This window comes from Nesterenkonia muleiensis, from assembly GCF_003600155.1.
GTDB lineage: Bacteria > Actinomycetota > Actinomycetes > Actinomycetales > Micrococcaceae > Nesterenkonia > Nesterenkonia muleiensis.
Genome location: NZ_QWLD01000003.1, coordinates 94,141 through 120,901 on the forward strand (window position 1 = coordinate 94,141; position 26,761 = coordinate 120,901).

A 26,761-nucleotide genomic window follows, 5' to 3' on the forward strand; every position below is an offset into this window, starting at 1 on the left:
GGTCAGACAGAGGGGCCGCCTTCACTCTTCTCATCCGGGGAACTCATGTCTTCTGCAGTCGTCGCGACACTGCCGATCTCCCCTGTCTGCGGGTCGTACCCGTCTTCCCACTCACCGGTCTCGAAGTCGTAACCCACAGGCTCACCATGCTCATTGGTGCGTTGGTACCACTCGGTGTAGTCAGCATGCGATGAGTCGATGTCAGCACCTGCGCCCTCCCCGGGAGCACTGGGAACCACTCCGAAGGCGAAGTCGTCACCGTACTGATCCACACCTTCGACCACAGCATTGCTGACAGCCGTCTCCGCGTACCGTTGGCGAAGCGTATAAGGGTCAGTGCGCAGCTCCCTGAACCAGGCGACGATGATCAGCAGCATGACGATCGAGAAGGGCACCGCGGTGACGATGACCAACTGCTGAAGCCCGTCCAGGGCCGTTGCGTCACCCAGCAGGAGCATCACCACGGCGATCCCGGTCATCACCAGGCCCCAGAACACGACGACGACGACCCGGGGTGACTGGCTGCCGCGGGAGGAGAGCATGCCCATCACCGTCGATGCGGAGTCCAGGGCGGTGACGGCGAAGACGGCCAGCACCAGGATGGTCACCACGGGCAGCCAAACGGCAACTGCAGGGATGTTCTCCACAATGGTGAAGAACACCTCCGGGGCCGCCATATCGGCGCTGAAGCCCTCGTACCCTTCACGGTACATCCACATGGCGGTCCCGCCCATCACTCCGTAGGACACGATCAGCAGCACGGTGGGGACCGTGATGACACCCAGGATGAACTGGCGAATGCTGCGGCCACGGGAGATCCTAGCGATGAAAATGCCCACGAAGGGTGACCAGGATATCCACCAGGCCCAGTAATACACCGTCCACCAGGATTGGAACTGCTGAGTGTCATCTCCCCAGGAGGCAGAACGGCCCATCAGCTCGAACATGTTTCCGATGTACTCCATGACGCCTGAAGGCAGCAGGTTCGCCAGAAAGAGCGTCGGCCCCGCGATGAAGATGATCAAGACAATGCCCAAGGTCATCACGATGTTGATGTTGGAGAGATAGCGGATGCCCCGGGCAACTCCGGAGACCGCCGATAGGATGAATCCGATCGTCAGCACCGCGATGATCACCAGCAGGGCCGTGTTGCCCAGCTCATCCCACCCGGCCACGATGGTCACACCTTGACCTACTTGCATGGCCGCAATGCCGACCGTTGCGGCAGTGCCGAACAAGGTGGCGATAATGGCGAAGATGTCGATCAGCTGTCCGGCGAAGCCCTCGGAGTGCCTCTTGCCGAACAGGGTGCGGAAGACCGACGACATCAGCAGCACCCGTCCGCGGCGGTAGGCAGCGTAAGCGACAGCTCCTCTCCTCCTACCAGGGCGTAGATCGCCCAGGCGTGGAATCCCCAGTGGAAAAAGGTCTGCCCCAGGGAGTAGTGCATCGCCTCGGTGGTCTCGGGCTCATTGGTCAGCGGCGGCGGTGAGGTGTAGTAGACGAGCGGCTCGGATGGCCCGAAGAACAGCACCCCGATTCCCAGTCCGGCGGCGAAGAGCATGGATATCCATGCGAAGGTGGAGAACTCGGTCTGCTCGCCGTCCTTGCCCAACGGAATGCGTCCGTAGGGCGAGAAGGCGAGGGTAAGCATGGCGACAAGGATGACGGCGGCGGTGATATTGAACAGCCAGGAGATGTTGAAGGTCACCCAGGTGAAAGCCGTGTCAGCAACAGCGGCTACCTGTTCAGGGCCTAGCACGCCCCAAATGACGAAAGCAACGGTGAGCACCCCGGCGACAAGAAGCACCACCTTGTCGATACCGTAACTGCGCCGCTGGTCATCGATGCCGATGCCTGGCACCAAAGCCGGGTGAGTGTCATGGGGGTATTTGGGGCGCCGGTAATCTAAAGTCTCGAGAGCTTCGCCGGCCCGGCGTCCGGCGCGTCTGGCCCCGGCTCCGAGCTTCTTGCGGAGAGGCTGGTCAGGGTCCTTCATCGGAAATTACTCCTCTATATTCTGTTTCGGAATGCGTCATCGCGCGGCCCACATCAGCGAAGGTGGGTCAGGAGGAAGTGATACTGAATGGCGTGAGGAAACGACGTGTGGGGCTCAGAAGGTTAAGGATCGCTTCCGCACCAACCGATGGCAGCGCCTTCCCAGGAGTCGTTGGCATAACCCGCAGCAGTATTGGGCGCTGTGGAACTCATGCTTCTGGGCATAGAGACATCCTAGCCAGAATTCAAACCCAACCGTTGTTTATTGCCTGCCGAGCAGCGTCGTGACGGTTCTGAGCTCCGGTCTTACCGATCGCCGAGGAGAGGTGGTTGCGCACGGTCCCCTGCGAGAGGTGGATCTTGGCAGCAATCGCCTTGATGGAGCCGCCTTCGGCCGCGGCGCGCAGGACCTGCTGCTCCCGTCCGGTCAGTGGGTTGAGGCCGCCGGTCAGGGAGTCGGCGGCGAGCGCCGGATCGACCACGCGCTGCCCAGCAGCGACCCTCCGGACCATGGCGGCCAGCTGTTCGGCCGGGGTGTCTTTGACCACGAAGCCGGCTGCCCCGGCGTCCATGGCCCGGCGCAGATAACCAGGACGGCCGAAAGTGGTCACGATCAGGCAGCGCACCGGCAGTTTGGCCTCGACCACCTGACGCACCGCCTCGATGCCGTCGGGGGTGCCAGGATCGCTGCTGGGCATTTCGATGTCCACCAGCGCCACATCCGGGGTGTGCTGGCGCACGGCCTCGAGCAGCTGGTCTCCCCGGCCGACTTGCGCGACCACGTGCAGGTCCGGCTCCAGGTTCAGCAGTGCGGCGAGTCCCCCGCGGACCAGGTCCTGGTCATCGGCAAGCAGCAGACGGATCGGTGTGCTCACAGGTGAACCTCCAGCACGGTTCCTGGACGCTCCGGCACAGTGCCCTCCAGCTCCGGATAGGCACGTCCGATGACTACGTTGGCGCCAGACTGCCTGGCCCGCTCCCGCAGACCGCGCAGCCCATTGCCCTCGCGAGTCTCGGCGAGCCCCACGCCGTCGTCGGCCACTCGGAGCCGATCTGCGGTGATGCTGATCTCACACTGGGAAGCCTCCGAGTGCCGGACCACGTTGGTCACCGCCTCCCGCAGCGCCCAAGCCAGCACCGGTGGCCCCTCGCCCTCCAGCGAGGAGCTGATGCACGGGACGATTCCCGCCGATTCCAAGGTAGAGCGGGCGACGTCGAGCTCACCGGGAAACTGCGGGGCCTTCAGCCGGGTGACGGTGGAGCGCACCTGGCTCAGAGACTCGCGCGAGAGCTGTTCGATGGCCTCGAGTTCGGTGCGGGCCCGCTCCGGATCGGAGTCCATCAGCCGCCGGGCCAACTGCGCCTTGACGGTGAGCACGGTCAGCGAGTGCCCGAGCACGTCATGGACATCCCGGGCGATGTGGTCGCGTTCCTCAGCCTGGCGCAGCTCATCAGCCCTCCGACGGTCGTTATCTTCGTGATACTCGGCGATCCGGATGGCGATGATGAACAGCATGGCCATCCCCGGGCCACCGAGGATCCAGAAGCTGCTGCCCCCGTCGAGGATGAAGGCGATAGCACTGGGCACCGCCCAGACCAGCACGCCGATGGGGATACCGAGGGCGGGCCGGCGTGTGTAGATCACCATTGCGGCGATGAAGGGAGTCATGGCGGAGACCCAGGGCCCGGCTGCAGGGATGACCAAGGCCCCGAGCGCTGCTAACAGGACAACACCGATGATCAGTTCCCTGTTCGTCGGGATACGGTATTCCAGCGTGGAGTCGAAACCACGCCAGCTCAGCCACAGATAGGCCGCTCCGAAGAGCCCGACGCCGGCAAAGCCCACAAGCTGCCAGCCGAGCGCGGCGCCTTCGGTGAGGATCCCGATCACCGGCACGGCAAGGAAGACGATCCACATCCCCGCGTACAGAAAACCTGCGTTGAACCGCGGGCCGGAGCGTCCGGTGGTCTCAAGGCGCAGGTCCCCAGTCTCAGCCCCGCCGGTGGTTGCCATACTGCTCATCCTCTCACCATCCTTTAGCCCAGACGCCGCAGGTGATGAACTCGTGCGCGGGTTATATCCCGCGCAGTTGTTCACAACCTGCGGTGTCTGTGAGTTCTATCGCCGTGCGGTGCTGCGGCGGCGCAGCAGGAAGCAGCCGACGGTAAAGACGACGCTCCAGGCCACGATGTTCAGCAACAGCGCCCACAGGGGATCGGTGCCGAGGGTGCCTTCACCGGTGCTGAGGATGTCACCGCCGGTAAGCGGGTAGCGGGCCAGGGCGGTGACGCCGTACATGGGGGTGAACCGGCCGATGTCCAACAGGATCCCGTCCAGCGGGAAGAAGTTGTTGCCCAGGAAGCCCAGAACCACCAGGAGACCGGCGGCTGCGCCGACTGCGGCGTCGGAGCGGAAGGCCAGGCCCGCCAACAGCCCGTAGAGCGCGAACGGCAAGGAGGCCACCACAGTCAGGAGCGCCGTGGCGATCCACCGTTCGGGATCCATCTCTGTGGCGGTGAACAGGCCCACCAGGTTGATCAGCAGCACTGGGAAGGCGGCCATGACCAGGGCGATGATGGACTTGGCCAGCACGAACATCCCATGCGGCATGGAGGTCAGCGCCAGCTGGCGTCCCCAGCCCTGCTGGAGTTCCACCGCCGCGGAACCGGCCAGCGAGGTGGTGGCAGTGGCCGCGCCGTAGACGGCGATGCCCACCATGGTGTGGGCGCTGACGTTGCCGGTGCCGTCGGGCAGATCGAACTCGTTCCAGTCGGCGCTGACCCCGAAGATCAGGAACAGCACTGTGGGCAGCACGATGATGAAGAAGGAGTTGGCGAAGTTCCGCAGGTTCCGCCAGAAGTCCATCAGGATATAGGCACTCACTCGCATCCCGCCCCGTGCTTGGCGCACGGTGCGGGTCCCCTGCTCGTTCGCTTGACTGCTCATCGCCCGCTCTCCTTGTCTCCATAGTTGGTGCTGGTCAGTTGCATGAAAGCCTCCTCCAGGCTTGCCGGGCGCACGGTGATCCCGTGGGCGCCGGTTTGGGTGAGCAGGTGGCGGGCCAGGGCGTCGGCGTCGTCGGTGCGGAAGGTGATGGTGGCCCCGCGGACCTCACGGGAGATCACCTGCGGCAGAGCCTCGAGCTCCTCCGGGGAGGGCTCCCAGGTGACCTTCACATGAGCTGCGCCGGCGCGCTGGCGGACCTCGTCAGTGGGACCGTCTGCGATAACTTTACCGGAGTGCATCAGCACGGTGCGGCGGGCAAACTGTTCGGCCTCCTCCAGGTAGTGGGTGGCGAACAGGACGGTGGTGCCGGACTCGGCGGTGTCGCGCATCCGGTCCCAGAACTCGTGCCGGGCGCCCACGTCCATTCCTGCGGTGGGCTCGTCCAGGATGATGATGTCCGGCCGGGGCAGCAGGGCCAGGGCGAACTTCAGCCGCTGCTGCTGGCCACCAGAGCATTTGCCCACCGCACGGCCGGCGATGCCTCCCAGCCCGGCGGTCTCCATCACCTCATCGACCGGGAGGCGGTTCTTGTGCAGTGCGGCGATGATCTGCACGGTCTCCTTTACTGAGAGGTCAGGCAGCAGTCCGCCGGTCTGCAGCAGTGCCCCGAGCCGTCCGTTCTGCGCGGCCTTGCGCGGTGAGCCGCCCAGCACTCGGATAGTTCCTGACTCCGGGGTGTTGAGCCCGAGGATCATATCGATCAGCGTGGTCTTGCCAGCGCCGTTGGGGCCAAGGACCGCCGTCACCTCACCTCTCTGGAAGGCCAGGCTCACACCGTCGACGGCGCGCACCCGTCCTCCGTCCCCGTCGGGGAAAGAGCGGACGACGTCGCTGACGGTGATGACGGGCGAGCCGGCGTCGTCGGGCTCTGCGATCCGTTCAGTACGTATCTGTGTGTTCATACCTCCAGCATGGGGGCTGGAGGCAGGGAACGCGTAGAGCACCTGTCACGAATCCGTCATGACATTTGTCAGTGCTGGTTCCGGCGGCGGGGAGACCCCGCTCGCCTCTCGGCCGCGTACGGCGGTCACGGCCTTCACGCCTGAAGCTGGTTTCGGCGGCGGGGAGACCCCGCTCAGCGTGGCGTAGCCCGCTGAAGTCAGAAGCCGCTGATGAGGAACTCGGAGATCATCGGATCAAGGCCCTCCAGCACGGCTTCTTTGGACTGGTAGAACGAGACGGGGCCGTTCCAGTCACTGCGGACCAGGCCGGCGGCGGTCGCCCAGTGGGACCCCACGCGAGCACCGGATTCGAGGATGTCGTAGCGACGGCAGTCCTGCGGTCCGTCCGGGAGCTCCACGTTCTCAATGCCGGCCGCTCGGACTTCAGCCAGCGAGGGCTCAGCGGAGGGGTCGCTGTCCTGGATCCGCCAATACTGTTCGGAGGCAGCGCCGGAGCCGATCACGTCCATCAGCAGCAGATACTCGCCATAGCTGGGCAGGGTGTCCTCTCCCAGACCGTCTTCGGTACGTACACTACTGGCCTCAACTGTTCCGGGCTCCTGCCGAAAGGTGTAGTGCTGCCAGGATTCACCGTCGTCCTGGAAGCGGACGACCGATTCGGCACGATAAGCCTCTGCCTCACCCTCCAGCGGAAATGCGATGCGAGTAGTGAGGGTCATATCTGCGTATTGACGCCAGAGCCCACCAACCCTGCTGCCATTGACCGTAAAGGATTCCCACCGCTGCATGCGGCAACACTACGCCGTCTGCGGCAATCGCGGGAGGGTTCTCTGCTCACCCAATAGCCACAGATTCGGCGGCCGCCGGATTCAGCAGTTCGGGTGAGAGGTTGATCAGGCGAAGCCGGCAGCGGTCGGTGATCTGCTCATCGGTAAGGCTGCGGACCAGTGCTGCCTCGGCGTCGTCGTCGGTATGATCATCGAGACCACTCTTGGGCAGGGATGAAGAAACAGGCCCCTTGTGCAGCGGCACGTCGATCACCGTGACCGCGGCGGGAGTCAGCGGGATGAACTGGTGCCGGTCGATCAGCTTCAACCCTTCGAACAGCACTCGCAGCGCTGCCCCGTGGGAGACCACTGCGGCGGTGCGCACCTCAAAGCTGAGGTCGGTGGAGGGGCTGGGCTGGATCTCGGCAGTGTGGCGGACGATGTCGAAGAAGGCACCCCGCATGCGGGTGACCAGCTCCTGGTGGGACTCACCGCCGGCCGGGGTGAAGCTTCCGGCGCGCCAGCCTTCGAACTGATCGGGGAAGTCATCCCGGATCTCGGCGGCGTATCCACCCTCCCACTCCCCCAGGTTCTGCTCGGCCAGGTCAGGGCGGACAGTGGGGGCGATATCGAGTCCGAATTCGGCGAAGGTCTGCTGGGTCCGCACCAGGGAGGAGACGTAACCCTGCTGCGGGTTCTGCGCCCGGACGAACCCGCCGGCGATCCGGGCCTGTTGGATTCCGGAGTCTGCCAGAGGGATGTCTGAGCGCCCCTGCAGCCTGTGGTCCTTGTTCCATTCGGTTTCGCCGTGCCGGATGAGCACAATTCGGATCATTCCCGCTCCCCTGTCATCTCCATGCAGTGCTGTACGTGTCGCCACAAGGCTCCATGTTTCACCCTATGCCATGGCGACGACGCGGACCGTGGAAGCTTCTTGCCCAGGTGCCCGTACTCTTGATCTATGAGCCTGCGCGATGAGCCCGCCGAGCATCCGATCACCTCCTCCGGGGTGCTGCTGACCACTCCGGTGCTGGATGTGGTGGAGGAGCGCTTCCGCTTCGGTACCGGCGCTGAAGAGCTGACCCGGGTCTATGTCAGCCATCCGGGTGCGGTAGCGGTGCTGGCGGCGGACGCTGAGGACCGTGTACTGCTGATCAACCAGTACCGGCATCCGGTGCGGATGAACCTCTGGGAGATTCCTGCCGGACTGCTGGATGTGGAGGGCGAACCGATGCTGGAGGCCGCTCAGCGGGAGCTGGCAGAGGAGTCCGACCTGCGGGCCTCGGTCTGGCATACGCTGGTGGACTTCTACACCACTCCGGGGGCGCACAACGAGGCAATCCGCATCTACCTGGCCGAGGGGTTGAGTGAGGTGCCTGAGGCGGAGCGGCATGTGCGCCAGGCTGAGGAGGCGGATCTGAGCTTTCAGTGGGTGCCGCTGGGTGAGGCGGTGGAGGCAGTGCTTGCCGGGAGGATGCACAACCCTTCGGCCGTCACCGGGATTCTCGCGCTGCATGCGGTGCGCACCGGTGCAGGCCGGCTGCGTGATGCCCGGGCGCCCTGGCCGGATCAGCCCCGCGGCCTCGCGCCCTGAACAGGGCCGACTGAACAGGACCGAGGATCAGCACCGGGCCTCTACGATGGCAGGGCAAGTATGCGGAGCAGAACAGGAGGACGAGGAATGGCCGAAGAGTTGTCGCTGCACTCTGAGATAGTCGGTGAAACAGGTGAGACCGTGGTGTTTCTGCACGGGCTCTTCGGCCAGGGGAAGAACTTCAGGCAGATCGCCAAGGGGCTCACCTCGGATTTTCAGTCTCTGCTGGTGGACCTGCCCAACCACGGGGCCTCGGACTGGACCCAGCGGTTCGACTACGTGGAGCAGGCTGATGTGGTGGCTGAGCATCTGCGCCGCACGGTGGCCGCTGAGGCGCCGGTGAATCTTGTGGGCCACTCCATGGGTGGCAAGGTGGCGATGCTGCTGGCGCTTCGTCATCCGGAGCTGATCGGCCGCCTGGCGGTGGTGGACATCTCGCCGGTGGCACATCAGTCCATGGGAGAGTTCGAGCACCTGCTGGACAGCCTGCTGGACTTACCGCTGAAGGAGATCAGTTCCCGCGGTGACGCCGACGAGCTACTGCGCGAGCCGATCCCTGAGGATATGGTCCGCGGTTTCCTGCTGCAGAGCATGGTGCGCAGCGACGACGGCTTCCGCTGGCGGCCCAACCTGCAGCTGCTGCGCCAGTCGTTGCCCCAGATCGCAGATTTTCCAGATACCGACGACGCCCGCAGGCAGTTCGAGCACCCAGTGCTGTGGGTCGCCGGGGCCAAGTCCGACTACATCAAGGACGACTACGCCCCCGCCATGAGGGAGCTCTTCCCCCGCACCACTTTGACCACGGTCAAAGGCGCCGGGCATTGGGTGCACGCCGAGCAGAGCCAGGTCTTCACCGAAGTGCTGAAACGTTTCCTCCATGCTGGGGGCAGATGAGGAGCTGGGGCTGACAGGATATGAACCTGCGAGCCCTTGTTCTCGCGTCATGGCTCTCCGCAGGTCAAAACTAACATCGGTGCCGCGGGCAACTCCGGGCTTACCACCACAAGACGTATTGACGGTTCAATCACAGCTCTGAGTAGGGATCGGTCTCAGGCTCAACCCCCGTCTGCTGCACGAACTCTGGCAGTTTTGCTGTCAGTACGTTCCAGACGACGTCGTAGTCGACGCGCCCGTATTCGTGGGACAGCAGGTTCCGCATGTCGTAGATGCGGCGCCAGGGCACCTTCGAATGTTCTGCTTTCCAATCTTCGTCAAGGCCTCGGGTTGCCTCGGCGATGATCTCGATGGCTCGCTCTGCGGCGTAACGATTGGTCAGCCCCGCCGGTGATCGGCTCACGAAAGCCTCGTAACCCTCGTCAGCGATCATCCGGCAGATCCCCAGCTGACGACTGATGTCACGCAGCTTTCGCTCATGACGTCCGTCGCTGGTCATACAGCGATGGCCTCATCACGTTTGCGGTAAATACCACCGTAGTCCTCGGGGTTCTTCGGCACCGACATCAAGTCTACCGGCACGCTCAAGATGCTCTCCAGGCGTCGGCGTAATTCGATCACCGCAAAGGCGTCGTGGTCGGCGTCGGCGGGAAACTCGACGAAGAAGTCGATGTCGCTCTCATCAGTCGCTCTCCCCTGTGCCACCGACCCGAAGACCTTGATCGCTTCAAAGCCAAGCTCCTCAGCTTCGCAAAGAATACGCCGACGGTGCCGGGCGAGCAGCTCCGCAGGGTTCGCACGCAGCGCCTCACTCAGCTTCTTCTCAGCAACTGGGCTCAGGCGTCGTCGTCCACTCTCTATTGCGGCGATAACTGACTGGGTGGTACCAGTGCGCTCGGCCAGCTGAGCCTGCGTCAGCCCAAGGGCGACCCGGCGCGCACGGAAGAACCGGTGGCGCGGCACCTCCTCGATCAGCAGATTGTCTTCAGCACCCATGAATCCAGAATATAGCTAAAAATTGCTATACGGAAGGGTTGGCAGCGTCGTCGACCCCGTGGGGGATTAAAGCCCTCGATAGTAATCCCGAATATAGGCCGCCATCTGTTCTCTACGTTCTGCCAGGAACTCCTGATATGTTTCGGAGGTCGTTTTCCGCAGGGAGGCAGGAACGGCGTTCTCCTCAAAAGTGCTGGCGAGCTCTTCCTCCGAGGCGAGCTCTCCCAACCCCAGCTCGCCGGTCTCCACCTGATCGCCTACCCGTTTCAGGTAGTCAGCGGGTGCCGCGTCTTTGATCCCAATGTTCACCGGGGTCTCCGTCAGTGCATAGTTGGCAATCTGGTTGTACTGAGTTCGGTCCGTCACCCCAGAACGCACCAAGTAATTCTTCGGTACCAGATGGTGAATATCTCCGCCTTCTTCCATCATCTGACCTATGGTGATGTGTTTAGACAAGAAGCCTTTGGCATTGCGCTGAATCTGTGCTGCCAGAAAGACCGTGAAATACGGACTGCGTGTGCTGGTGGTGTTCATGTTAGACGGCAGCTCCACCTCCCAGAATCCATCAGTCAGTTGGCCTCTCTCGATCTGGTTCAGGTACTCCTCTACACCGAGTTCATCGATCCGACGTATATCGAGCTCGAACTGGGTCTCAAGCGAACCAGAATGCCGCCCGGTCAGCATGGACATAATGAACCATCGGCGCACTACGCGCTTAATCTGGCCCTCGGACAGGAACTTCTCCGCGCGAAGCCTGAGGTACAACGCATAGGCGAAGTTCAACGCGTTCTTGGAGCTGATCATCTTCGCCTGAGTAAATCCAGCAGACTTGATGGTCAGAGTGAATTGCTGGAAGTTGTACTGGTTGACGATCTCCAACAGCACTTTCTCCAAGGTAGCAAAGGACTCTGCTGCAAGGTCCTCACGGAAGGTGCGGGTTTCGAAATCACGACCCGAAAGCAGACTCACCAGCGAAGCCATCTTGCCTCGACCGAAGCCCCGCAAACCAGCTACACGGATCACGTCTGTATAGTCCGGGTCATAAAGGTCAGATGCGTCGTCTTTGAGCCAGGCGATCTTGCTCATGAAACCGGACTCCACGAACCCGGCATCATTCTTGACAATGTCGTCGTAAACACCTGGATGTCTGGCCATATGGCAGAAGTAGTCAATAAGTTTGCGGAGCTGCGATCCGTGCTCACCCTGACTGGAGATCTTACTCATGGCGAAGTCTGCGCTGGAGAGCGGGACTCCCTTGGAATTGATCCGAATAAAGATCTCAGTCACCGTGTTGATATCAAGTTCATCCGCCAAGGTAATGATGCCCACTTGAGCATTCCGGACCGCCGACAATTTGCCGCAGGCGTCGACAACGGCCTTTTCATCTGCTTCTGGATTCTGCGTGAGGTACGCACGGATCGCTGAGAACGTCGACGAGTCGTTCATGAACTCTGCAACATCCGAGATCCATGCTTTGTCCCGATCGATAACCGGTGTAAGTGTCTGGAACTCTTCGGTCTGCGGGTTGAATGCTATCTTGATGCGCTTCTTCGAGTAGTCCTTGTCAACCACTGCGTGGCCCACGAGCGCCGCAGTCATGGCGGTAATACGCTGCTGACCATCAATCAGAATGTGCTTGAACCCGGAAGTGGTGCCGTCCTTCAGCCCAATCTCCTGACTCTGCCAGGTAATGAGATACCCAACCGGATATCCCTTATACAGAGAATCCATGAGGTCACGCACTTTCGTGGAGCTCCAGACGAACGGCCGTTGCATCTCCGGAATCGCAATCTGACCGCTCTTGACCCAGGACAGTAATGTCTCCACCTGGTGCTGCTGAACGCTGTACTTCGACATGGGCTCCCTCACGCTCTATCGGTACGTCACGTTAATTCGACCCTATCCCAGGTTCACCAGCCCCCGAATACCGGCACCGACCAGGTGACCGACCCCACCCATGTCTTACCCTCCGCCTAGTGTCGATCGCGTCCACATGCAATAAAGGAGAAGGCGTTCGCCATGGGACACAACCGTGATCCGGACCTCGACGTCGTGGCGACGGTCAAGCAGATCCGGCGCGATGTTGAGAAGCGCCAAGCGATCAAGGAAAGCACCGTCACGAGGTGTCAGGTACAGTTCGAGCCTAAGGGCACGATATACACCTACGCGGCAATCTTCGCTGAAGGTCGGTGGTACAACACCAGGCAGTCGCATAAGGTCTACGCCCATGATGCGATGTTGTCTCTGCTGACCGGCAGCAAGGTGATCGCCGCTCATATCGCGACTGACTTCGAGTAGGTCGTCTGATCGGTATCCGACGGGCGTGGAGGCTTATAGAACCCTGTCCGCCGGACTGGTCATGCCGGTGCTGAAACTCCAACCCAACCCCGGCGTCGTCATCCTTCACGCTCAATCTATTGATTTTCGATAGATTTCTGTTGATACTCGTGTCATGTCAACATGCCCCTGGCTCATCAATACCCTGCGCGCTCTGCTGATTCTGCTGTTCGGGTGCCTGCTTGCGATACAGGTCGCCGTCATCCCAGCCCAGTTCCGGTGGCAAGCGCAGGCCTCCCCCGAACACGCCCACTGGCAGGTCTCCGCCACCGCCATCACCATCTTCTGGATCGCCTGCCTCCAGGCCGTCATCGCCTGCACCTGGGGCCTGCTGAACCTGGTGTCCCGTGACCGCATCTTCAGCGACGCCGCCGCACCCTGGGTCAACGCGATCCTGGTGACCATCGGCATGGTCTGGGTCAGCCTCGTCGTGGTGATCATCATGCTCGCCGCCGATATCGGCAACACCATCTACCACGCCATGATGGGGCTGGCCCTGATCCTGGTCACCGCCGTCGGACTGCTGATGACGGTCATGCGCGCCCTGCTGCGCCAGGCCACCACGCTGCGCACCGAGATGGACCAGGTGGTCTGATGCCCATCCGCGTGAACATCGACGTCATGCTCGCCAAGCGCAAGATGAGCGTGGGCGAGTTCGCCGACCGCGTCGGCATCAGCCCCGCCAATGTCGCAGTCCTGAAGAACGGGCGGGCCAAGGCCGTCCGCTTCACCACCCTTGACGCCATCTGCCGGGTGCTGGACTGCCAGCCCGGCGACATCCTGGAACGGACTCCTGATGACCCGACTTATCACACAACCAATGACCACACCGACTGAACACACCGATGTGCTGGTGGTCGGCGCCGGGCTCGCCGGCCTGCGCACCGCCACGCTCCTGGCCCAGCTCGGGCATAGCGTGACACTGATAGAACGACGACGGCGCCTCACCGAGTTCATCCGCACCACCGGAATCTTCGTGCGCAAGACCCTGAGCGACTACGGCCTGCCCACCGAGCATCTCGGTCCGCCCATCCGCACCATGGTGCTCTACCCGCCCAGCCTGCGAAAACCGGTGCGACTGAGCAGTGAGCGCGATGAGTACCGTGTCGGGGAGATGGGACCGCTGTATGAACACTATGCGCGTGAAGCCGTGCTGGCCGGAGTGGATCTGCGGCTGGGCACCCGCTTCCTGGGGCTTGTGGAGGACGACTGGCTGATCAGGGAGGACGACGGCGCCCGGCGGATCGCTGCCCGGTTCATAGTGGGTGCCGATGGTGCCCGGTCCCAGGTCGCCAAACACCTGGGTCTGGACCTCAACGCCCACCTGCTGGTCGGTACCGAGCGGGTCTATCCGCTCACCGACCCGGCCGGGGAGCCTGCCTTCCACTGTGTGATCGACCCACGGTTAGCACCCGGCTACCTCGCCTGGACCGTCAACGACGGCGTCCATGCCCACGTCGGTGTGGCCGGCTACGCCCACCGCTATCCGCATGGGATCAACCATGCCCTGGAGAGCTATGCCGCCGTGGCTCCTGGTCTCTCCCCCGCCGACCGGAATCCTGCGCAGGCAGAACCACGCGGTGGCCCCATCCCAGTGGGCGGCTTGCTGCGGCGGATCAGCTCTCCGCGCGGGCTGCTGGTCGGCGATGCCGCCGGTGCCGTCTCACCGCTGACCGCTGGCGGGCTCGATCCCTGCCTGCGGCTCTCCGACTACGCGGCCGGAACACTCCACCAAGCCCTGACCAACGCTGATCGCAGCACGCTGCAAGTCTACGACGGCGCAGCGTTGCGCAGAGAGTTCCGCGGCCGTCTGGCCATGCGACACGCCCTGGCGCAGATCCGCACACCAGCTGCGGCCGAGGCTGCCTTTCTCGGTCTGCGCATCGGTGCCGGTCGAGCCGCTGCCGGGCATATCCTCTTCGCCGACAAGTCTTTCCCCTCGCCGAATCAAGTCATTCCAACGCGCTGAGGGCCCATGCCGAGCGGTCTCTGATCTGCGGCTACTCCGGTCTGAAGGGTACGAGTCCTGACCCGACCGGAGGCATGTCCGACCCCACGAGTAACGTGAATCCTATGAACGCAAGGCTCTTGTCTCCAGCGCATCAGCTGCCGGATCGCGCGGCCCATCTGGCCGGCGAACCGGAACTGGCTGCCGCCTGGGAGCAGGAAATCGCCGAACGCCGGGCACAAGCGGCGAAGGTGCAGCACCTGCTGACCTACAAAGCCCGGAAACTGCATCAGAATAAAGACCAGCACTCCTTCACCCGCCAGGCGGTCGAGAAGACCATCATCCGCGACGCCGCCGCTGTACTGGGGATGACCGAGGCCGCCGTGCGCCGGTTGCTGGGCACAGGCGAGTTCCTGAGCCGGAAGCTACCGAAGACCTGGGCCTCATACACTGCCGGTGCCATTGACCGCGACCGTGCGAAGAGTGCCGCCCAGGCTGTAGAAGACATTGCTCACCGCGATGATCTGCTTCGGGTGATCGACGCCGAGATCGCCGCCAAAGCCCCGCAGGAGAATGCCGCAGGCTTGGATGCGTGGCTGAAACGCCGGGTCCCGGAACTGGATAGTGCAGCGTTCGAAGAACGCTATGAGCGGGCTCAGGCCACACGCTATGTGACCTTCCACCACCGTGGTGACGGCATTACCCGCATTGACGCACTGATCCCCACCCTGGTGGCAGCGCCATTGGAGCAGGAGATCTACGCCCAGGCCCGCCACACATCCCGTACGGCTGCTGACTCTGCCACCAAGGACACGGGTGTCGAAAACACGCCACAGCAGGGGCAGGCCCTGGAAGACAACACGCTGGCGGAGCGGACTGTGGAGAGCCGGACCCTGACCCAGCGGATCGCTGATGCCTTCACCGACCGGCTTCACAGCACCAATCAGCTCCGCGCCGCCGAGCACTCAGAGCACGACGGCGCGGCCCCGCCAACAGCAGCACAGCTTTCGCCGGTGCACGCGAAGATCGGGATTCTGGTCCCGCTCCAAACCGTGGCCGGGGAGTCTGATGCCCCAGCCATCAGCTGGGACCGCTCCTGGTCACTGCCCGCCGACCAGGTGCGCCGGATCGCCACAGACCCCGACGCCGATCACGACTGGTACCTCGCCGGCACCCGCCCAGGGCCCGATGGGCATGATGAGATCGTCACAGTGGTCCACCGGCGCTGCGGCCCAACCCCACAGACCACCGGAGGTCCCAGGGCCAATGCCGCAGAACACAGCATTGAACCTCCATCCGCCGCCCGAGACGCGCTCCAGGACTGAATCAATACTGCTGATCCAGCGGCCGAAAACCTGCTGACCAAGACGTACCAGTCCCGGACCTCCCGGGATAAACAACGTGAGGCGATCCTACTCCGCGATGGCCAATGCGTTCAGCCTGGGTGCAGCAACTCCGGCTGGCGGGCAGAGATCGACCACAAGCAATCCTTCGAGACCGGCGGCCAAACTACCGGAACGAATCTGCAAGTGCTCTGCCATGACCACCACCAGATCAAAAGCCACAACCTCGGTCACGATCATGACGCCACACCGGGAAAACCATCCGTCGCCAAGAGTCCGCCACCGCGAGGTGATCCGCCGGACTGGGTGGCGCACAGTGTTGCCTGAACCCGCCAGCTGCGCCCCACAAGCGCGGCGGGTCAGGCACGCCGTTGCCCACATCATCCTGTCCCGGGGCCAGTGCTCTCGACGATCCCAGAACCGGAAGGACTCCAAACCAAAGTGACAGTGACACAGGACCAGAGTCACGCAAGACCGGGGTGACACGGAGATCTGGCACCAAAACGAACTCCAGTCTGGCCCGAGGCGCCTCACCAGGAACAATGAGGCGCTGATGAGCTGACTCTGATGACCTGACTAGGCTGTCAGCAGGCGCTGCCTCTCGAACTCGATGTCGTAGTCCGCGGCAGGCCACTTCAGGTTGAGGTCGGCCAGAGCGGCGATGAGAATCTCCTGCACTGCCAGCCGTGAGTACCACTTCCTGTCGGCACCGACCACATGCCAGGGCGCGTGATCAGCGTCGGTGGCCTCCAGCATGCCCGAGTAGATCGTGCGGTACGAGTCAAACTCCTTGCGTGCCTGGGCATCCGAGGGATCGTACTTCCAGTGCTTGTGCTCACGGTCCAGCCGCGAGATCAGCCGCTCCAGCTGCTCCTTGGCGGAAATGTGCAGCATCACCTTCACTATCACGAATCCATGGCGCACCAGCTCCTGCTCAAAGAGCTGCAGCGTCTCCACCCGGAGTGCCAGCTCATCGGCATCAAGGGTTCCGTTCACCGCCGGCACCAGGACATCCTCGTAGTGCGAGCGGTCGAAGACCCCCACATGCCCCGGCGCGGGCAGCCGGGCAATGATGCGCTGGAGATAATGCTGGGACTGCTCTTCTTCGGTGGGCTTGCCGAAGGCGGTCACATCCACACCCAGCGGATCCATCGTCCCGACTACGGACTTCACCATTCCGCCCTTGCCGGAGGCGTCCATCCCCTGCAACACCAGCAGCACGCGCGGTCCCGGGTCCAAGGAGTCCAACGCCTTTTCGACCTCACCGTCGAATAGTTCGCTGCGCCGCTTCTTGTGACTCTTGTCCAGTGCCGGTGCGCGCCCGGCGATCGCCTTCAGCACCGCGGACTTCTCAGCCCTCGGAGCAGAAATGTGGTGGGCCCAGAGCAGCTCCTGCAGCTCAGCGAGCAGATCAGCGCGCTCGGCCAGAGTCTTCAGACCGCGCTTCTTCCTCCCGTCGAAGCCGACCCGGCGTCGGGTGCTGATCTCACCGAGATCCAGCGGATGCTCATCCTGAGCCACCCGCCACAGTGCGCGCGGGTCGCCGTCGAACGGCACACCGGTGACCTTCGGACCCGGAACTCCGGTCAGCTCAACTGCCAAGGGCTTCACATCAGTCATCCCCACAGCCTACAGACCGTTAGACTCAAGCTCCTTTCGACGCAGCATGAGTGCTTCCACCACATCTCCGTACCGGGTGGCAGAGTGGTGGCATGGAATGGTTGATGCTTCTTCTTGGACTCGCGCTGGGCCTGATCATCGGCACGGTGGCTGCCTGGTATCTGCTGACACGGCACGACGGCACCCGAAAGTTAATCCACCAGCAGCTGGCAGACAGCCAGGCGAACACCGAGCGGCTGAGCGCACAGCTCACCGAAGCTCAGCAGAACCTCGCTGCGGCCCGCGGCAGGTTGGAGGAGATCGAACGGCGTCGTGCCGAAGAAGCGGAGGCGGCCCAGGAGCGCGAATCCCTGCTGGAGATGTTGCACCCGGTGCGGCAGGGTGTGACCGAGATGCAGCGCCGTATCCAGGAGCTGGAGCGCGAACGCTCCGCACAGCACTCCCGACTCAGCCAGCAGCTGAGCACCGCCGCTGAGTCCGATGCCAAGATCATCGAATCCACCCAGGCGCTGCTGGGCTCGCTGCACTCCACCTCCGCCCGCGGGCACTGGGGTGAGGTACAGCTGCGCAGGGTGGTGGAGGCCGCGGGCATGCTCTCGCATGTGGACTTCGCCGTGCAGCACACCGGCACCAACCCTGACGGGGAGGTGCTGCGCCCGGATATGGTAGTGCATCTGCCCGGGGGCCGGCAGCTGATCATCGACGCCAAGGCCCCGCTGAACGCGACTGATCCCCGCGCACAGGCCAAAGCGCTGCGTGGCCGCGTCGAGGAACTGGCCAAGAAGCGGTACTGGGACGCCGTCGAGCTCTCCCCAGATGTGGTGTTCTGCTTTGTGCCGGCAGAGTCACTGCTCTCCGCAGCACTGGAGACTGACCCGCAGCTGCTGGACTGGGCCATGGCCAGAGGCGTTGCCCTGGTCTCCCCGGCCTCACTGCTGGCCTCGCTGAAAGCAGTGGAGACTGCATGGCGGCAGGAGCGGGTGGCCGCCAACATCAAGGAAGTGGTGGACCATTCCCGGGAGCTCTACCGGCGTCTGGCGGCGATGAGCAAGTATCTGGAGGAGACCGGTGCCCGGCTGTCCCAGGCTGTGGGGGCTTACAACAAACTCATCGGCAATATCGAGCGCAGAGTGCTTCCGCAAGCAGAGACGCTAAGCCGGCTGGAGGTGGCAGATTCGGCCAAGCACGGCGCAGAAGAACTGACTGCAACGGTGGCGGCCGACCACGTCGCCACTGAGGTCAACCCGCTCGGGCCACGTCTACGGGGCCACAAGCCCGCAGAGCCCGGAACACCTACAGAGTGAGTCCGAAGACCCAGACCAGAATGCTCATCGACACCATCGTAATGACTATCACGGCCGCAAGGTTCAGCCAGAGTCCACCTTTGACCATCTGACCGATGGTCACATACCCGGAGCCGTAGGCGATGGCGTTGGGCGGAGTGGCCACCGGCAGCATGAATGCACACGTCGCCGCCAACGCCACCGGAGCGGCCAGAATCAGTGGGTCCACCCCGGTACCCATGGCGACGCCAGATGCCACCGGGAGGAAGGTCGCCGCAGTGGCGGTATTCGACGTCATCTCAGTCAGCACCAGCACCCCTAGCGCTGTGACAAGCACCAGGACCCAGATCGGCACCCCGGCCAGTCCTTCCATCTGAGTGCCCAACCATTCGGAGAGACCCGATGCCCCGAACTGGCCAGAGAGGGCCAGACCGCCACCGAAGAGCAGCAGCACGCCCCAGGGAAGCTTCACCGCATAGTCCCAATCCAGCAGGCGAACGCCTTTCTTGGCGTTGCCGCCGGCCGGCAGCAGGAACAGCAGCAGGCCGACCAGCATCGCGATACCGGCATCTTCGATCGGCGGGTCGGTATCCGGCGGGACCACGCCTAAGGCCTCCAGCACATCAGTTCCGATGGGCACGAAGACCCATAGCAGGGCGGCCAGGATGAAGATCAGCAGGACGCGGATCTCGCCCTGGCTCATCGGACCAAGTTTGCGAAGCTGCTCCTTGATCAGCTCGCCCCCACCAGGAATATGGTCGATCTCCGGGCGGAAGACGACCTTGGTGAGCATGAACCAGGTGAAGGCCATCATCACTATTGACAGCGGAACACCGACCAGCATCCACTGGGCGAAGCCGATGGTCACATCGTGATTCGTGCTCATATGTCCGGCCAGCAGCGTGTTGGGCGGTGTGCCGATAATCGTGCCCAGTGACCCGATCGAGGCGGCATAGGCGATGCCGAGCATCAGCGCTGTGCCGAAGTTCGACTTGATGGCCTGCTTCTTGCCCTCCTCCTGAGCGTCCTCGTCTTCGGCCGCACCAGCGGTGGCAGGATCTTCGCCGGCGAGAATCTTACGCACCAGCATCAACACCGAGATGCCGATGGGCAGCATCATGACCGCGGTGGCGGTGTTGGACACCCACATCGACAGGAACCCGGTGGCGATCATGAAACCCGCGATCAGGGCAGTTGGTTTGGAGCCCATCAGGCGCAGAGTCCCTAAAGCGATCCTGCGGTGCAAGTTCCACCGCTGCATGGCCAGGGCCAGCATGAACCCGCCCATGAACAGGAAGATGATGTTATTCCCGTAGGAGGCGCCGACATCGTCAAAGCCCACACCTCCGGCCGGTTCATCGCCGCTGCCGAACTCGTCTTCGGGCACCAGAATCGGAAACAGCAGCAGCGGCAGCAGTGCAGTGGCCGGGATCGGGATAGCCTCCGTCATCCACCAGACGGCCATCAGCACTGCCGTGGCGGCTGTAAGCCGGGGCCAGAGTTCGATATCTGCGGGCATGATGGCGAAGATGATCAAAGCCAGGACCACTCCGCCGAAAAGTCCGATCAGCCGCCGGAGCAAAGCCGGTTTAGCGAATCCCTCAGCCTGATGGCCGGCCGACAGTTCGGTGCTCTCGCGCTCCGACTGTTCTCTGGGGTCATACTGTTGAAGATGTGCCCCGGTCACCCGGGAACGCGGTGGCATCATGGGTCACCAGCTCCTTAGTCCTATGCCTTAGCTCACAGTGATACTACTCACCAAGCCTGGAGAGTCCCCTGCGGGGCCTCGGCGTTTTGCCGGATCCGCCGCACGGAGGCCGTTCAGTTTCTGGGGAGCACCGCCATCACCAGCACTGTGGCGAGAACGGTCAGGACGATCACCATACCGACTGTGCCGGGCCAACCGGCAAGATGAAGGAAGGATCCGCCAAGGTAGCCGAAGACGGAGGAACCGCCGTAATAGCCGAGGTTGTACAGAGAGGCGGACTGGGACCGTCCTGCCACCGCCTGCGCCCCGGCCCAGCCCGAGGCCACCGCGTGGGAGGCGAAGAACCCGCCGGTGAGCACCACCATGCCCAGGACAATCACCCATACATGGGGGATCAGTGTCAGGACGACGCCGCCGACCATCACCACGTTGCCGCCGATGAGCACGGGTCTACGGCCCACTCTGGAGGCCAGTGCGCCGGCCCGGGGGGAGGAGATTGTGCCCGCGAGATAAGCGAGGAAGATCAAGCTGGTCAGCCACAGCGGCATCAGGAACGGAGGCTCGGCCAGGTGGAAGGCCAGAAAGTTATACATCGCCACAAACCCGCCCATAGTCAGGAAGCCCTGGATATAGATGACCCAGAGTGCCGGTGAGCGCAGGTTGCCCAGCAGCTGTCCCACCGCCTCGCCGAACCGGCTTCGCCGCGGGGTGAAGTTCCTGGCCCGCGGAGCGGTGCACAGAAAGATCAGAACGCAGATGACCGCGACTCCGGTGACCACCAACATTCCCAGCTTCCAGCCCAGCTGTTCCCCGACGGGCGCGGCGATGATCCTCCCGGAGAGCCCGCCGATGGTGGTGCCAGAGATGTAGGTGCCTGCGGCGACGGCGGCGACTTTGGCGCTGACCTCCTCGCTGAGGTACGCCACTGCAAGAGCGGGCACCCCGCCGAGCATGAAGCCCTCAATGAACCGCATGGCTAGCGCCAGAGAGAAGGTAGGCATCAGCACGGTGAGGATGGCGAAAATGCAGGCCAGGGAGATCGCCATGAGCATGGCAGGTTTACGGCCCATTGCGTCACCGATATATGACCAGGGGATGACGCCGATGGCCAGTCCGAGAGTCGCAGCCGAGACCATGAGCGCTGCTTGATCAGCGGTCACACTCTGATCACCGGCGATCAGCGGCAGCAGCCCTTGGGGAGAATACAGTTGGGCGAAGGTGGCCACACCGATGAAGAACAGTGCCACGAGCAGCAGCCGGTACGGCGGGGTCCCAGGCTGGAGCCCGGGGGTGGAGGCGCTGTTCACAGAGAACCACCTTACGCCCGGTGCCCTGGCGTGCTGGTCAAGCGGCAGAGACCACATCAATCACCCCGCGGATAATGGCACCGGCACCGCCCAGGCCGGCCAGGGTCATCGCGAGAGTGCGAGCCGCCGGGACAGGGACGAACCTGGCCAGTTGAGCCGCAAGGAGGATGCCGACCAGCACGGTGGCAACAATGCCTGCGAGCAACCAGCCGAAGGGGATGCCCACACCACCGTCGATGCTCACCGACCCCAGGGCGAGCTTGGACACCACCGAAGCGGCCCCCATGGTCATGAAGACCGGCTGCAGGGTGGCGGCGAAGGAACGCTGCTCCCAACGGGAGAGACGCGAATAGATGACCATCACGGGGGCAGCGACCCCGGAGGTGGTGTTGAAGAACCCTCCGATGAGTCCGGCGATCACCCCCGGTGACCTGCCGGTCCATTCCGGCAGCCGTCGCAGGGTGACGGTGACCAGCAGGGCGGTCACTACAATCGAGCCCAGGATAATAGAGAGCCAGCCGGCCGACAGCACACCCACCAGCCACGCCCCGGGCCAGGCGCCGATGACGGCGGCGGGAATGATCAGCCAGAACTTTCGCCAGTCGATGTACGCCCAGACGCTGAGCATGATCAGCAGTCCGGAGACCACTGTGGTCATATTCGTGACCAGCACCCCGAACGATGGTCCTAGCAGCAGCGAGAGCACAGGGGCGACGACGAGCCCCACGCCCGTGCCGGAGAGCCGCTGCAAGATAGTGCCGACCAGCACTGCGGCGGCGATGATCGCAACAGTGCCGAGAATGCCCACCAGCTCATCGTAAACCCTGGGTTCTGGTGTCAGTTCCGGCCCGGTAGACTGATGTGCTGCCGCTGGAACGCCGGGGCACCCCTGGCCAACCACTGCCCCAAGGAGATCCATACGGATGAGTCCGCATCTGCTTCTCAGCGTCATGGCCCCTGGCAAAGCAGTGACATGGGCCCTATGGGCATTGGGCTCGCCTCTCGACAGACTCCTAGACCGATGACCGGCCGACCCTCAGCATATGCTTCCCCGGCAGAGGACGGTTCTGCCAAAGGCCTGGTCAATTCCGTGGTGGTGGTGACTGGCGCCTTCGCCGGAGCGGGTGTGCTGACTGCGATCTCCGCTCCGGGGCCTGTGATCGGTGTGGTGAGCGTGGCCTCGTCATTGGTGATTCCAGTGATCGCCGCCTGGTCAGTGCTGAGCCGCCGGCCCCCCAGGGTCACCTCCGCAGACCGCATCACGCTGCTGCGCATGGCGCTGATAGGGGTTCTCACCGCTGCGCTGGTGCTGACACTCGCCAGCGCGCTGCCCTCCCGGACCTGGACGGTTCTCCTTCTGGCATCACTGGCAGCGGTTTTGGACGCCGTGGACGGATGGGCCGCCAGGCGGGCCGGTATGGACAGCGCCGCCGGAGCACGGCTGGACGAAGAGTCCGACGCCGCCGCACTGCTGGTGCTGACAGCTCTCCTGGCGATGACGGTGGGGTGGTGGGTGCTGCTGATCGGACTCATGCGGTACCTGTTCGTGGCCGGCTCGCTGATCAGGCGCAGATGGAGGCAGCACCTGCCGCACAGCGGATTCCGCAGATATGTGGCCGCAGGCCAGGCCACCGCAGTGGTGACAGGCCTGGCCCCGGTGGTGCCCATCCCCCTGGCAGCTGCTCTGGCCGCTGCGGCACTGACGGCGCTGCTGGCCTCATTCGGACGCGACATCCTGCTGCTGGAGAGATCCGGGGGCTCGGACAGTTCCGGTCACCACCCGGAGACAGGACTCTGATCAGGGCAGAGTCTTCTGACCACGCCTTTGCCGGTGGTGGGAGGGACGGGGATAGACTCCGCCCATGGAGGAAGACCGTCAAAGATCTCCGCACGGCCCCGGTGGTCGGACACATCAGTCCACCGGGTCAGCGGGGTGAACGGTGAACACCCCTGCCCCTGCTGGAACAAGAAGGCCAGCACGTCTACCCTGGCCTACCATCGCCGCAGGTGCTGGCCAGGTGCTCATCACCGGAGCGATTCTGTCGATCATCGCGGTGCATTGGGGACCGCAGAATTTCACCTCCGCACTGCGCGGCCTGCCGTGGTGGTCTTTCACCGCAGCGGGCGCGCTGGGAAGCGCAGGCGTGGTGGCGCAGGCCCTGCGATGGCGGATCATCGCCCGGCATCATGCCATTGAGGTGGATCCAGGGGCTGCAGTTGCTCGGTGTTGGCAGGCGGCGTTCCTCAACAGTGTGCTCCCCGGCGGGCTCTCTGGAGATGCTCTGCGAGCCGCTGACGACAGCACTGATGCGACCGTCTCCACGCGCCGTCGCGCTTTGGCCAGCGGGTTCGCCTCCATGGCCGCAGAGCGATTGGTCGGCACCTCGGTGGTCTTCAGCGCCGGAGGGGTGGTTCTGCTGCCTCGTGCTCCGCTGATCGGGGCCGGGTGCGTGGTGGCGGCAATCGTCGCGGCAGTATTCGCCCGCCGCTGGCTGCGCTGTCTTGCTGCGGCAGAGGTTCTCCAGGTGGTGGTGCTGTCCGTGTTCGGATGGATATGCTTCGCCGGACTGTTCATGGTGTCGGTGGCTGTGCTTGCTCCTGATACACCCCTCGCAGCGATGGCGGGCTCGGCCGCGGTGGCGCTGGCGGGAATGTCCCTGCCGGTGGGAGTCGGAGGGTGGGGTGTCCGGGAGGCCGCAGCGGCGTGGAGCTTCTCCCTCAGCGGACTCTCGCCTGCTGAGGGGGTCAGGGTCTCTGTGGGCTATGGGGTCTTGGCTCTGGCCTCAACTGCCCCAGGTGCTGTCATTCTGGCACTCAGGTTCATACCACGTCTGCGCCGGGCCCGACGGTTTGCCGCAGAACCGGAACGGCAGAATCGGCACCCTCGGCAGGGCCACCACTGACTATCGCTGCCTCACCCTCCCGGCAGCAGCAGGAATCCGATGACGACGGCGCCTCAGGGCAGACTGATCACCGCGTGGACCGGAAGGTGATCAGAGGGCCATCCTTCTGCGTAGCGCTGAGCGTTCACCGCCGCGCTGTGCACGCGGAAGGGCGAGGACGCAAAGATCCAGTCGATGCGACGTCCCCGGGCTCTCGGCGGCTGATAGTTGGCGAAGGTGTCCCACTCTTGACTGCGGCGATGCTCAGCTGCCTGCCATGTGTCTGCGAGTGTGCTGCCGGAGCAGAGCTCCTGGATGGGCTTGGTGCCGGCACCGGTGTTGAGGTCGCCAGTAAGAACTGCGGGGAAGGAGGTGGCAGCCAGTGCTCGGCCGATGGTGTGCGCACCCATCAGCCGGGCTCGGGCAGACAGGTGATCGAGGTGTGTGTTGATGGCCAGGAAATGCGAACCGGTCACGCGGTCTCGGAAAGTGGCGGAGACCATGATCCTCGGGTGGAGGCTCCCCCAGGACCTGGAGCCAGGTCTGCGGGGGGTCTTTGAGAGTGCCCTCTGGTCCCATCCTTGCAGCTGCAGCCGTTCGGCGTCGTAGAGAATCGGAGTGCCTTCCCCGCGGCCACGGGCCCCACGTCCTCGCCCGATGATCCGGTAGTTCTCCCCCAGGGAGTGCTGAGCGAAGAACGCCTGGTCCGCCAGCGCCTCCTGCAGCCCCAGCAGGGTGGGACCTTCGGCCCGGAGGAGCGCTCGAATGCCTGGGGCGCGTACGGCCCAGCGGTCCGCCGGCCGCAGAGAGGGCAGCGTGCCTCGCCGGCGAATGTTCCAGCTCATCACATGCAGACCCAGCGCCCCCACATGTCCAACCAGTGGCTTCGGACGCACCCCTGGGGTGTGTGGCGAGCTGGACACGCCACTACTCCATCACACCATGCACTGGTATGCCCAGCGCCTCGTGGGGCGGTCGGGGTCCGGGCATCCCTGGTGACCGGCATTGCACCATGCTCATGGGCAGAAGCTGCCGCGGGAGCGCATGAACAGTGCCAAGAAGTCTCAGCGCCTCCGTCTCTCAGGGATGCTCTAACTCGTGGAGCATGCGCTGCGCTTGCGGCCGCCGCGGCCGACGTCGTCGTGCCCGGCCTCCTTCAACGCCTTGCGGATCTCCTTGGGCAGGGAGAACACGATGTCCTCCTCGGCGGTGACCACCTCTTCGGGGTCCCCATAGCCGTATTCGGCCAGCAGCCGCAGCACCTCCTGGACCAACACCTCGGGCACGGAGGCCCCGGAGGTCACTCCGATGGTGGCCGCGTCCTCGAACCAGGATTCGTCCACCTGATTGGCAAAGTCCACCCGCTCAGCCCGTGTGGCCCCGTACTCCTTGGCGACCTCTTTGAGCCGCACCGAGTTGGAGGAGTTGGCCGAGCCGACCACGATCACCAGATCCGTCTCCGGGGCGATCTTCTTGATCGCCGCCTGACGGTTGGACGTGGCGTAGCAGATGTCATCCGAAGGAGGGTCCTGGAGGTTCGGGAACCGTTGCCGAAGCTTCTGAACCGTCTCCATCGCCTCGTCCACCGAAAGTGTGGTCTGCGAGAGCCAGATGAGTTTGTCCGGATCAGGAACCTCGATCTGGTCGACCTCCCACGGGCCGTTGACGATCGTGGTGTTCTGCGGAGCATGACCATAGGTGCCTTCGACCTCCTCATGACCGTCATGGCCGATCAGCAGGATGTGAAAATCGTCCTTGGTGGTGAACCTCACCGCCTCGCGGTGGACCTTGGTCACCAGCGGGCAGGTGGCGTCGATGGTCTGCAGGCCGCGGTCAGCCGCAGATGCTTTCACCGCCGGGGAGACTCCGTGCGCGGAGAAGACCAGCAGCCCACCCTCTGGCACCTCGTCGGTCTCTTCGACGAAGACCACGCCCTTCTCGGTCAAGGTATCCACCACATGACGGTTGTGCACGATCTCCTTGCGCACGTACACCGGCGGGCCATACTGCTCCAGGGCCTTCTCAACGGCGACGACGGCGCGGTCGACTCCCGCGCAGTAGCCACGAGGAGCGGCCAGCAGCACACGCTTGGGCTCCTGGAATCGCTGTGCGGCGGCGATCTCCTCCGGTGAGCGTCGCTGTCGGGGCACCTGCGGGGTGGGCATGGAGATGTGC

29 protein-coding genes are annotated in these 26,761 nt (G+C 63.7%); 12 read left to right on the forward strand and 17 right to left on the reverse strand.

Going from position 1 to position 26,761, the window contains the following annotated elements; all coding sequences use genetic code 11:
• Positions 1-2: 2 nt before the first annotated feature.
• The 6 genes from DVO78_RS00680 to DVO78_RS00700 form a co-directional block, all read right to left on the reverse strand.
• Complete coding sequence (locus DVO78_RS00680; protein ID WP_338016543.1) at positions 3-1,328, reverse strand: BCCT family transporter; 1,326 nt, start codon at positions 1,326-1,328, stop codon at positions 3-5.
• Positions 1,328-1,999, reverse strand: a complete 672-nt coding sequence (locus DVO78_RS18215) for a BCCT family transporter (protein WP_338016544.1) — start codon at positions 1,997-1,999, stop codon at positions 1,328-1,330. Before DVO78_RS18215 ends, DVO78_RS00680 begins: the two co-directional genes overlap by 1 nt.
• Before the next feature lie 244 nt (positions 2,000-2,243).
• The gene (locus tag DVO78_RS00685; RefSeq protein WP_120002886.1) at positions 2,244-2,873 is read right to left on the reverse strand and encodes a response regulator transcription factor; all 630 of its coding nucleotides are present in this window, start codon (positions 2,871-2,873) and stop codon (positions 2,244-2,246) included.
• Positions 2,870-4,021 carry a sensor histidine kinase gene (locus DVO78_RS00690; RefSeq protein WP_120002887.1) on the reverse strand — a complete coding sequence of 384 codons (1,152 nt, stop codon included), beginning with the start codon at positions 4,019-4,021 and terminating at the stop codon, positions 2,870-2,872. Before DVO78_RS00690 ends, DVO78_RS00685 begins: the two co-directional genes overlap by 4 nt.
• A 96-nt stretch (positions 4,022-4,117) precedes the next feature.
• Positions 4,118-4,945 (reverse strand): ABC transporter permease, encoded by an 828-nt coding sequence (locus DVO78_RS00695; RefSeq protein WP_238385064.1) that lies wholly within the window; start codon positions 4,943-4,945, stop codon positions 4,118-4,120.
• Positions 4,942-5,907 (reverse strand): ABC transporter ATP-binding protein, encoded by a 966-nt coding sequence (locus DVO78_RS00700; RefSeq protein ID WP_120002888.1) that lies wholly within the window; start codon positions 5,905-5,907, stop codon positions 4,942-4,944. The genes DVO78_RS00695 and DVO78_RS00700 overlap by 4 nt, the downstream gene beginning before the upstream one ends.
• A 58-nt stretch (positions 5,908-5,965) precedes the next feature.
• Here DVO78_RS00700 and DVO78_RS18100 point away from each other — a divergent pair, with 58 nt between their 5' ends.
• Positions 5,966-6,094, forward strand: coding sequence for a hypothetical protein (locus DVO78_RS18100; protein ID WP_274380722.1), 129 nt, complete (start codon positions 5,966-5,968; stop codon positions 6,092-6,094).
• A 10-nt stretch (positions 6,095-6,104) separates the two neighbouring features.
• On the opposite strand, the gene DVO78_RS00705 is transcribed toward DVO78_RS18100, so the two are convergent.
• The gene (locus DVO78_RS00705; RefSeq protein WP_120002889.1) at positions 6,105-6,626 is read right to left on the reverse strand and encodes a hypothetical protein; all 522 of its coding nucleotides are present in this window, start codon (positions 6,624-6,626) and stop codon (positions 6,105-6,107) included.
• Between the two features lie 115 nt (positions 6,627-6,741).
• Positions 6,742-7,509, reverse strand: coding sequence for a histidine phosphatase family protein (locus tag DVO78_RS00710; RefSeq protein ID WP_120002890.1), 768 nt, complete (start codon positions 7,507-7,509; stop codon positions 6,742-6,744).
• A gap of 126 nt (positions 7,510-7,635) precedes the next feature.
• On the opposite strand from DVO78_RS00710, the gene DVO78_RS00715 reads away from it, so the two are divergent.
• Both DVO78_RS00715 and DVO78_RS00720 read left to right on the forward strand, forming a co-directional pair.
• The gene (locus DVO78_RS00715) at positions 7,636-8,268 is read left to right on the forward strand and encodes an NUDIX domain-containing protein (RefSeq protein WP_120002891.1); all 633 of its coding nucleotides are present in this window, start codon (positions 7,636-7,638) and stop codon (positions 8,266-8,268) included.
• Positions 8,269-8,355: 87 nt separating this feature from the next.
• Complete coding sequence (locus DVO78_RS00720) at positions 8,356-9,162, forward strand: alpha/beta fold hydrolase (protein WP_120002892.1); 807 nt, start codon at positions 8,356-8,358, stop codon at positions 9,160-9,162.
• Positions 9,163-9,292: 130 nt separating this feature from the next.
• Here the strand turns inward: DVO78_RS00720 and DVO78_RS00725 are convergent, their stop codons facing one another.
• From DVO78_RS00725 to DVO78_RS00735, 3 genes are all read right to left on the reverse strand, one after another.
• Positions 9,293-9,661 (reverse strand): HepT-like ribonuclease domain-containing protein, encoded by a 369-nt coding sequence (locus tag DVO78_RS00725; protein WP_120002893.1) that lies wholly within the window; start codon positions 9,659-9,661, stop codon positions 9,293-9,295.
• The gene (locus tag DVO78_RS00730; protein WP_120002894.1) at positions 9,658-10,158 is read right to left on the reverse strand and encodes a helix-turn-helix domain-containing protein; all 501 of its coding nucleotides are present in this window, start codon (positions 10,156-10,158) and stop codon (positions 9,658-9,660) included. Before DVO78_RS00730 ends, DVO78_RS00725 begins: the two co-directional genes overlap by 4 nt.
• A gap of 66 nt (positions 10,159-10,224) precedes the next feature.
• A complete protein-coding gene (locus DVO78_RS00735; protein ID WP_120002895.1) occupies positions 10,225-12,015 on the reverse strand; it encodes a GmrSD restriction endonuclease domain-containing protein in 1,791 nt (596 codons plus the stop codon).
• 162 nt (positions 12,016-12,177) lie between these two features.
• On the opposite strand from DVO78_RS00735, the gene DVO78_RS00740 reads away from it, so the two are divergent.
• The 6 genes from DVO78_RS00740 to DVO78_RS18270 all read left to right on the forward strand — a co-directional run bounded on the left by DVO78_RS00740 (position 12,178) and on the right by DVO78_RS18270 (position 16,113).
• A complete protein-coding gene (locus DVO78_RS00740) occupies positions 12,178-12,456 on the forward strand; it encodes a hypothetical protein (RefSeq protein WP_120002896.1) in 279 nt (92 codons plus the stop codon).
• A gap of 154 nt (positions 12,457-12,610) precedes the next feature.
• Positions 12,611-13,090 carry a DUF2975 domain-containing protein gene (locus DVO78_RS00745; protein WP_120002897.1) on the forward strand — a complete coding sequence of 160 codons (480 nt, stop codon included), beginning with the start codon at positions 12,611-12,613 and terminating at the stop codon, positions 13,088-13,090.
• Positions 13,090-13,332 (forward strand): helix-turn-helix domain-containing protein, encoded by a 243-nt coding sequence (locus tag DVO78_RS00750; RefSeq protein ID WP_120002898.1) that lies wholly within the window; start codon positions 13,090-13,092, stop codon positions 13,330-13,332. The genes DVO78_RS00745 and DVO78_RS00750 overlap by 1 nt, the downstream gene beginning before the upstream one ends.
• On the forward strand, positions 13,316-14,464 hold the full coding sequence (locus DVO78_RS00755) for an FAD-dependent oxidoreductase (protein ID WP_202912042.1): 1,149 nt from the start codon (positions 13,316-13,318) through the stop codon (positions 14,462-14,464). The genes DVO78_RS00750 and DVO78_RS00755 overlap by 17 nt, the downstream gene beginning before the upstream one ends.
• Positions 14,465-14,568: 104 nt before the next feature.
• Positions 14,569-15,768: a 13E12 repeat family protein gene (locus DVO78_RS00760; RefSeq protein WP_157983777.1), complete on the forward strand. Its 1,200-nt coding sequence runs from the start codon at positions 14,569-14,571 to the stop codon at positions 15,766-15,768.
• Between the two features lie 147 nt (positions 15,769-15,915).
• Positions 15,916-16,113 (forward strand): hypothetical protein, encoded by a 198-nt coding sequence (locus DVO78_RS18270; protein WP_420799045.1) that lies wholly within the window; start codon positions 15,916-15,918, stop codon positions 16,111-16,113.
• A gap of 249 nt (positions 16,114-16,362) precedes the next feature.
• Here DVO78_RS18270 and DVO78_RS00765 read toward each other — a convergent pair whose 3' ends face one another.
• Positions 16,363-17,406 (reverse strand): PPK2 family polyphosphate kinase, encoded by a 1,044-nt coding sequence (locus tag DVO78_RS00765; protein WP_120002901.1) that lies wholly within the window; start codon positions 17,404-17,406, stop codon positions 16,363-16,365.
• A gap of 92 nt (positions 17,407-17,498) precedes the next feature.
• Between DVO78_RS00765 and DVO78_RS00770 the strand changes: the two genes are divergently transcribed.
• Entirely contained in the window at positions 17,499-18,710 is a 1,212-nt protein-coding gene (locus tag DVO78_RS00770; protein ID WP_120002902.1) for a DNA recombination protein RmuC, read from the forward strand.
• Here DVO78_RS00770 and DVO78_RS00775 read toward each other — a convergent pair.
• From DVO78_RS00775 to DVO78_RS00785, 3 genes are all read right to left on the reverse strand, one after another.
• The gene (locus DVO78_RS00775) at positions 18,700-20,397 is read right to left on the reverse strand and encodes an SLC13 family permease (protein ID WP_120002903.1); all 1,698 of its coding nucleotides are present in this window, start codon (positions 20,395-20,397) and stop codon (positions 18,700-18,702) included. The two genes, DVO78_RS00770 and DVO78_RS00775, sit on opposite strands and share 11 nt — an antisense overlap.
• A gap of 113 nt (positions 20,398-20,510) precedes the next feature.
• The gene (locus DVO78_RS00780; protein WP_238385065.1) at positions 20,511-21,704 is read right to left on the reverse strand and encodes an MFS transporter; all 1,194 of its coding nucleotides are present in this window, start codon (positions 21,702-21,704) and stop codon (positions 20,511-20,513) included.
• Between the two features lie 37 nt (positions 21,705-21,741).
• Positions 21,742-22,512 carry a sulfite exporter TauE/SafE family protein gene (locus DVO78_RS00785; protein ID WP_238385066.1) on the reverse strand — a complete coding sequence of 257 codons (771 nt, stop codon included), beginning with the start codon at positions 22,510-22,512 and terminating at the stop codon, positions 21,742-21,744.
• Positions 22,513-22,725: 213 nt separating this feature from the next.
• Between DVO78_RS00785 and DVO78_RS00790 the strand changes: the two genes are divergently transcribed.
• Together DVO78_RS00790 and DVO78_RS00795 are read left to right on the forward strand one after the other, a co-directional pair.
• Positions 22,726-23,502 (forward strand): CDP-alcohol phosphatidyltransferase family protein, encoded by a 777-nt coding sequence (locus DVO78_RS00790; RefSeq protein WP_157983779.1) that lies wholly within the window; start codon positions 22,726-22,728, stop codon positions 23,500-23,502.
• A 142-nt stretch (positions 23,503-23,644) separates the two neighbouring features.
• The gene (locus tag DVO78_RS00795; protein ID WP_120002907.1) at positions 23,645-24,607 is read left to right on the forward strand and encodes a lysylphosphatidylglycerol synthase transmembrane domain-containing protein; all 963 of its coding nucleotides are present in this window, start codon (positions 23,645-23,647) and stop codon (positions 24,605-24,607) included.
• A gap of 53 nt (positions 24,608-24,660) precedes the next feature.
• Here the strand turns inward: DVO78_RS00795 and DVO78_RS00800 are convergent, their stop codons facing one another.
• Together DVO78_RS00800 and DVO78_RS00805 are read right to left on the reverse strand one after the other, a co-directional pair.
• Positions 24,661-25,509, reverse strand: coding sequence for an endonuclease/exonuclease/phosphatase family protein (locus DVO78_RS00800; RefSeq protein WP_202912043.1), 849 nt, complete (start codon positions 25,507-25,509; stop codon positions 24,661-24,663).
• 168 nt (positions 25,510-25,677) lie between these two features.
• Positions 25,678-26,751, reverse strand: coding sequence for a 4-hydroxy-3-methylbut-2-enyl diphosphate reductase (locus DVO78_RS00805; protein WP_120002908.1), 1,074 nt, complete (start codon positions 26,749-26,751; stop codon positions 25,678-25,680).
• Positions 26,752-26,761: the final 10 nt, after the last annotated feature.

What these genes read in the sequence shown, in the direction of transcription:
- DVO78_RS00705 (WP_120002889.1), bottom strand. Translation starts at nt 6,626, where the DNA reads ATGACCCTCACTACTCGCATCGCATTTCCGCTGGAGGGTGAGGCAGAG.
- DVO78_RS00695 (WP_238385064.1), bottom strand. Translation starts at nt 4,945, where the DNA reads ATGAGCAGTCAAGCGAACGAGCAGGGGACCCGCACCGTGCGCCAAGCA.
- DVO78_RS00725 (WP_120002893.1), bottom strand. Translation starts at nt 9,661, where the DNA reads ATGACCAGCGACGGACGTCATGAGCGAAAGCTGCGTGACATCAGTCGT.
- DVO78_RS00690 (WP_120002887.1), bottom strand. Translation starts at nt 4,021, where the DNA reads ATGAGCAGTATGGCAACCACCGGCGGGGCTGAGACTGGGGACCTGCGC.
- DVO78_RS00700 (WP_120002888.1), bottom strand. Translation starts at nt 5,907, where the DNA reads ATGAACACACAGATACGTACTGAACGGATCGCAGAGCCCGACGACGCC.
- DVO78_RS00775 (WP_120002903.1), bottom strand. Translation starts at nt 20,397, where the DNA reads ATGATGCCACCGCGTTCCCGGGTGACCGGGGCACATCTTCAACAGTAT.
- DVO78_RS00755 (WP_202912042.1), top strand. Translation starts at nt 13,316, where the DNA reads ATGACCACACCGACTGAACACACCGATGTGCTGGTGGTCGGCGCCGGG.
- DVO78_RS18215 (WP_338016544.1), bottom strand. Translation starts at nt 1,999, where the DNA reads ATGAAGGACCCTGACCAGCCTCTCCGCAAGAAGCTCGGAGCCGGGGCC.
- DVO78_RS00760 (WP_157983777.1), top strand. Translation starts at nt 14,569, where the DNA reads ATGAACGCAAGGCTCTTGTCTCCAGCGCATCAGCTGCCGGATCGCGCG.
- DVO78_RS00715 (WP_120002891.1), top strand. Translation starts at nt 7,636, where the DNA reads ATGAGCCTGCGCGATGAGCCCGCCGAGCATCCGATCACCTCCTCCGGG.
- DVO78_RS00680 (WP_338016543.1), bottom strand. Translation starts at nt 1,328, where the DNA reads ATGTCGTCGGTCTTCCGCACCCTGTTCGGCAAGAGGCACTCCGAGGGC.
- DVO78_RS00765 (WP_120002901.1), bottom strand. Translation starts at nt 17,406, where the DNA reads ATGACTGATGTGAAGCCCTTGGCAGTTGAGCTGACCGGAGTTCCGGGT.
- DVO78_RS00745 (WP_120002897.1), top strand. Translation starts at nt 12,611, where the DNA reads ATGTCAACATGCCCCTGGCTCATCAATACCCTGCGCGCTCTGCTGATT.
- DVO78_RS00735 (WP_120002895.1), bottom strand. Translation starts at nt 12,015, where the DNA reads ATGTCGAAGTACAGCGTTCAGCAGCACCAGGTGGAGACATTACTGTCC.
- DVO78_RS00750 (WP_120002898.1), top strand. Translation starts at nt 13,090, where the DNA reads ATGCCCATCCGCGTGAACATCGACGTCATGCTCGCCAAGCGCAAGATG.
- DVO78_RS00740 (WP_120002896.1), top strand. Translation starts at nt 12,178, where the DNA reads ATGGGACACAACCGTGATCCGGACCTCGACGTCGTGGCGACGGTCAAG.
- DVO78_RS00790 (WP_157983779.1), top strand. Translation starts at nt 22,726, where the DNA reads ATGACCGGCCGACCCTCAGCATATGCTTCCCCGGCAGAGGACGGTTCT.
- DVO78_RS00720 (WP_120002892.1), top strand. Translation starts at nt 8,356, where the DNA reads ATGGCCGAAGAGTTGTCGCTGCACTCTGAGATAGTCGGTGAAACAGGT.
- DVO78_RS00730 (WP_120002894.1), bottom strand. Translation starts at nt 10,158, where the DNA reads ATGGGTGCTGAAGACAATCTGCTGATCGAGGAGGTGCCGCGCCACCGG.
- DVO78_RS00770 (WP_120002902.1), top strand. Translation starts at nt 17,499, where the DNA reads ATGGAATGGTTGATGCTTCTTCTTGGACTCGCGCTGGGCCTGATCATC.
- DVO78_RS00710 (WP_120002890.1), bottom strand. Translation starts at nt 7,509, where the DNA reads ATGATCCGAATTGTGCTCATCCGGCACGGCGAAACCGAATGGAACAAG.
- DVO78_RS18100 (WP_274380722.1), top strand. Translation starts at nt 5,966, where the DNA reads ATGACATTTGTCAGTGCTGGTTCCGGCGGCGGGGAGACCCCGCTCGCC.
- DVO78_RS00805 (WP_120002908.1), bottom strand. Translation starts at nt 26,751, where the DNA reads ATGCCCACCCCGCAGGTGCCCCGACAGCGACGCTCACCGGAGGAGATC.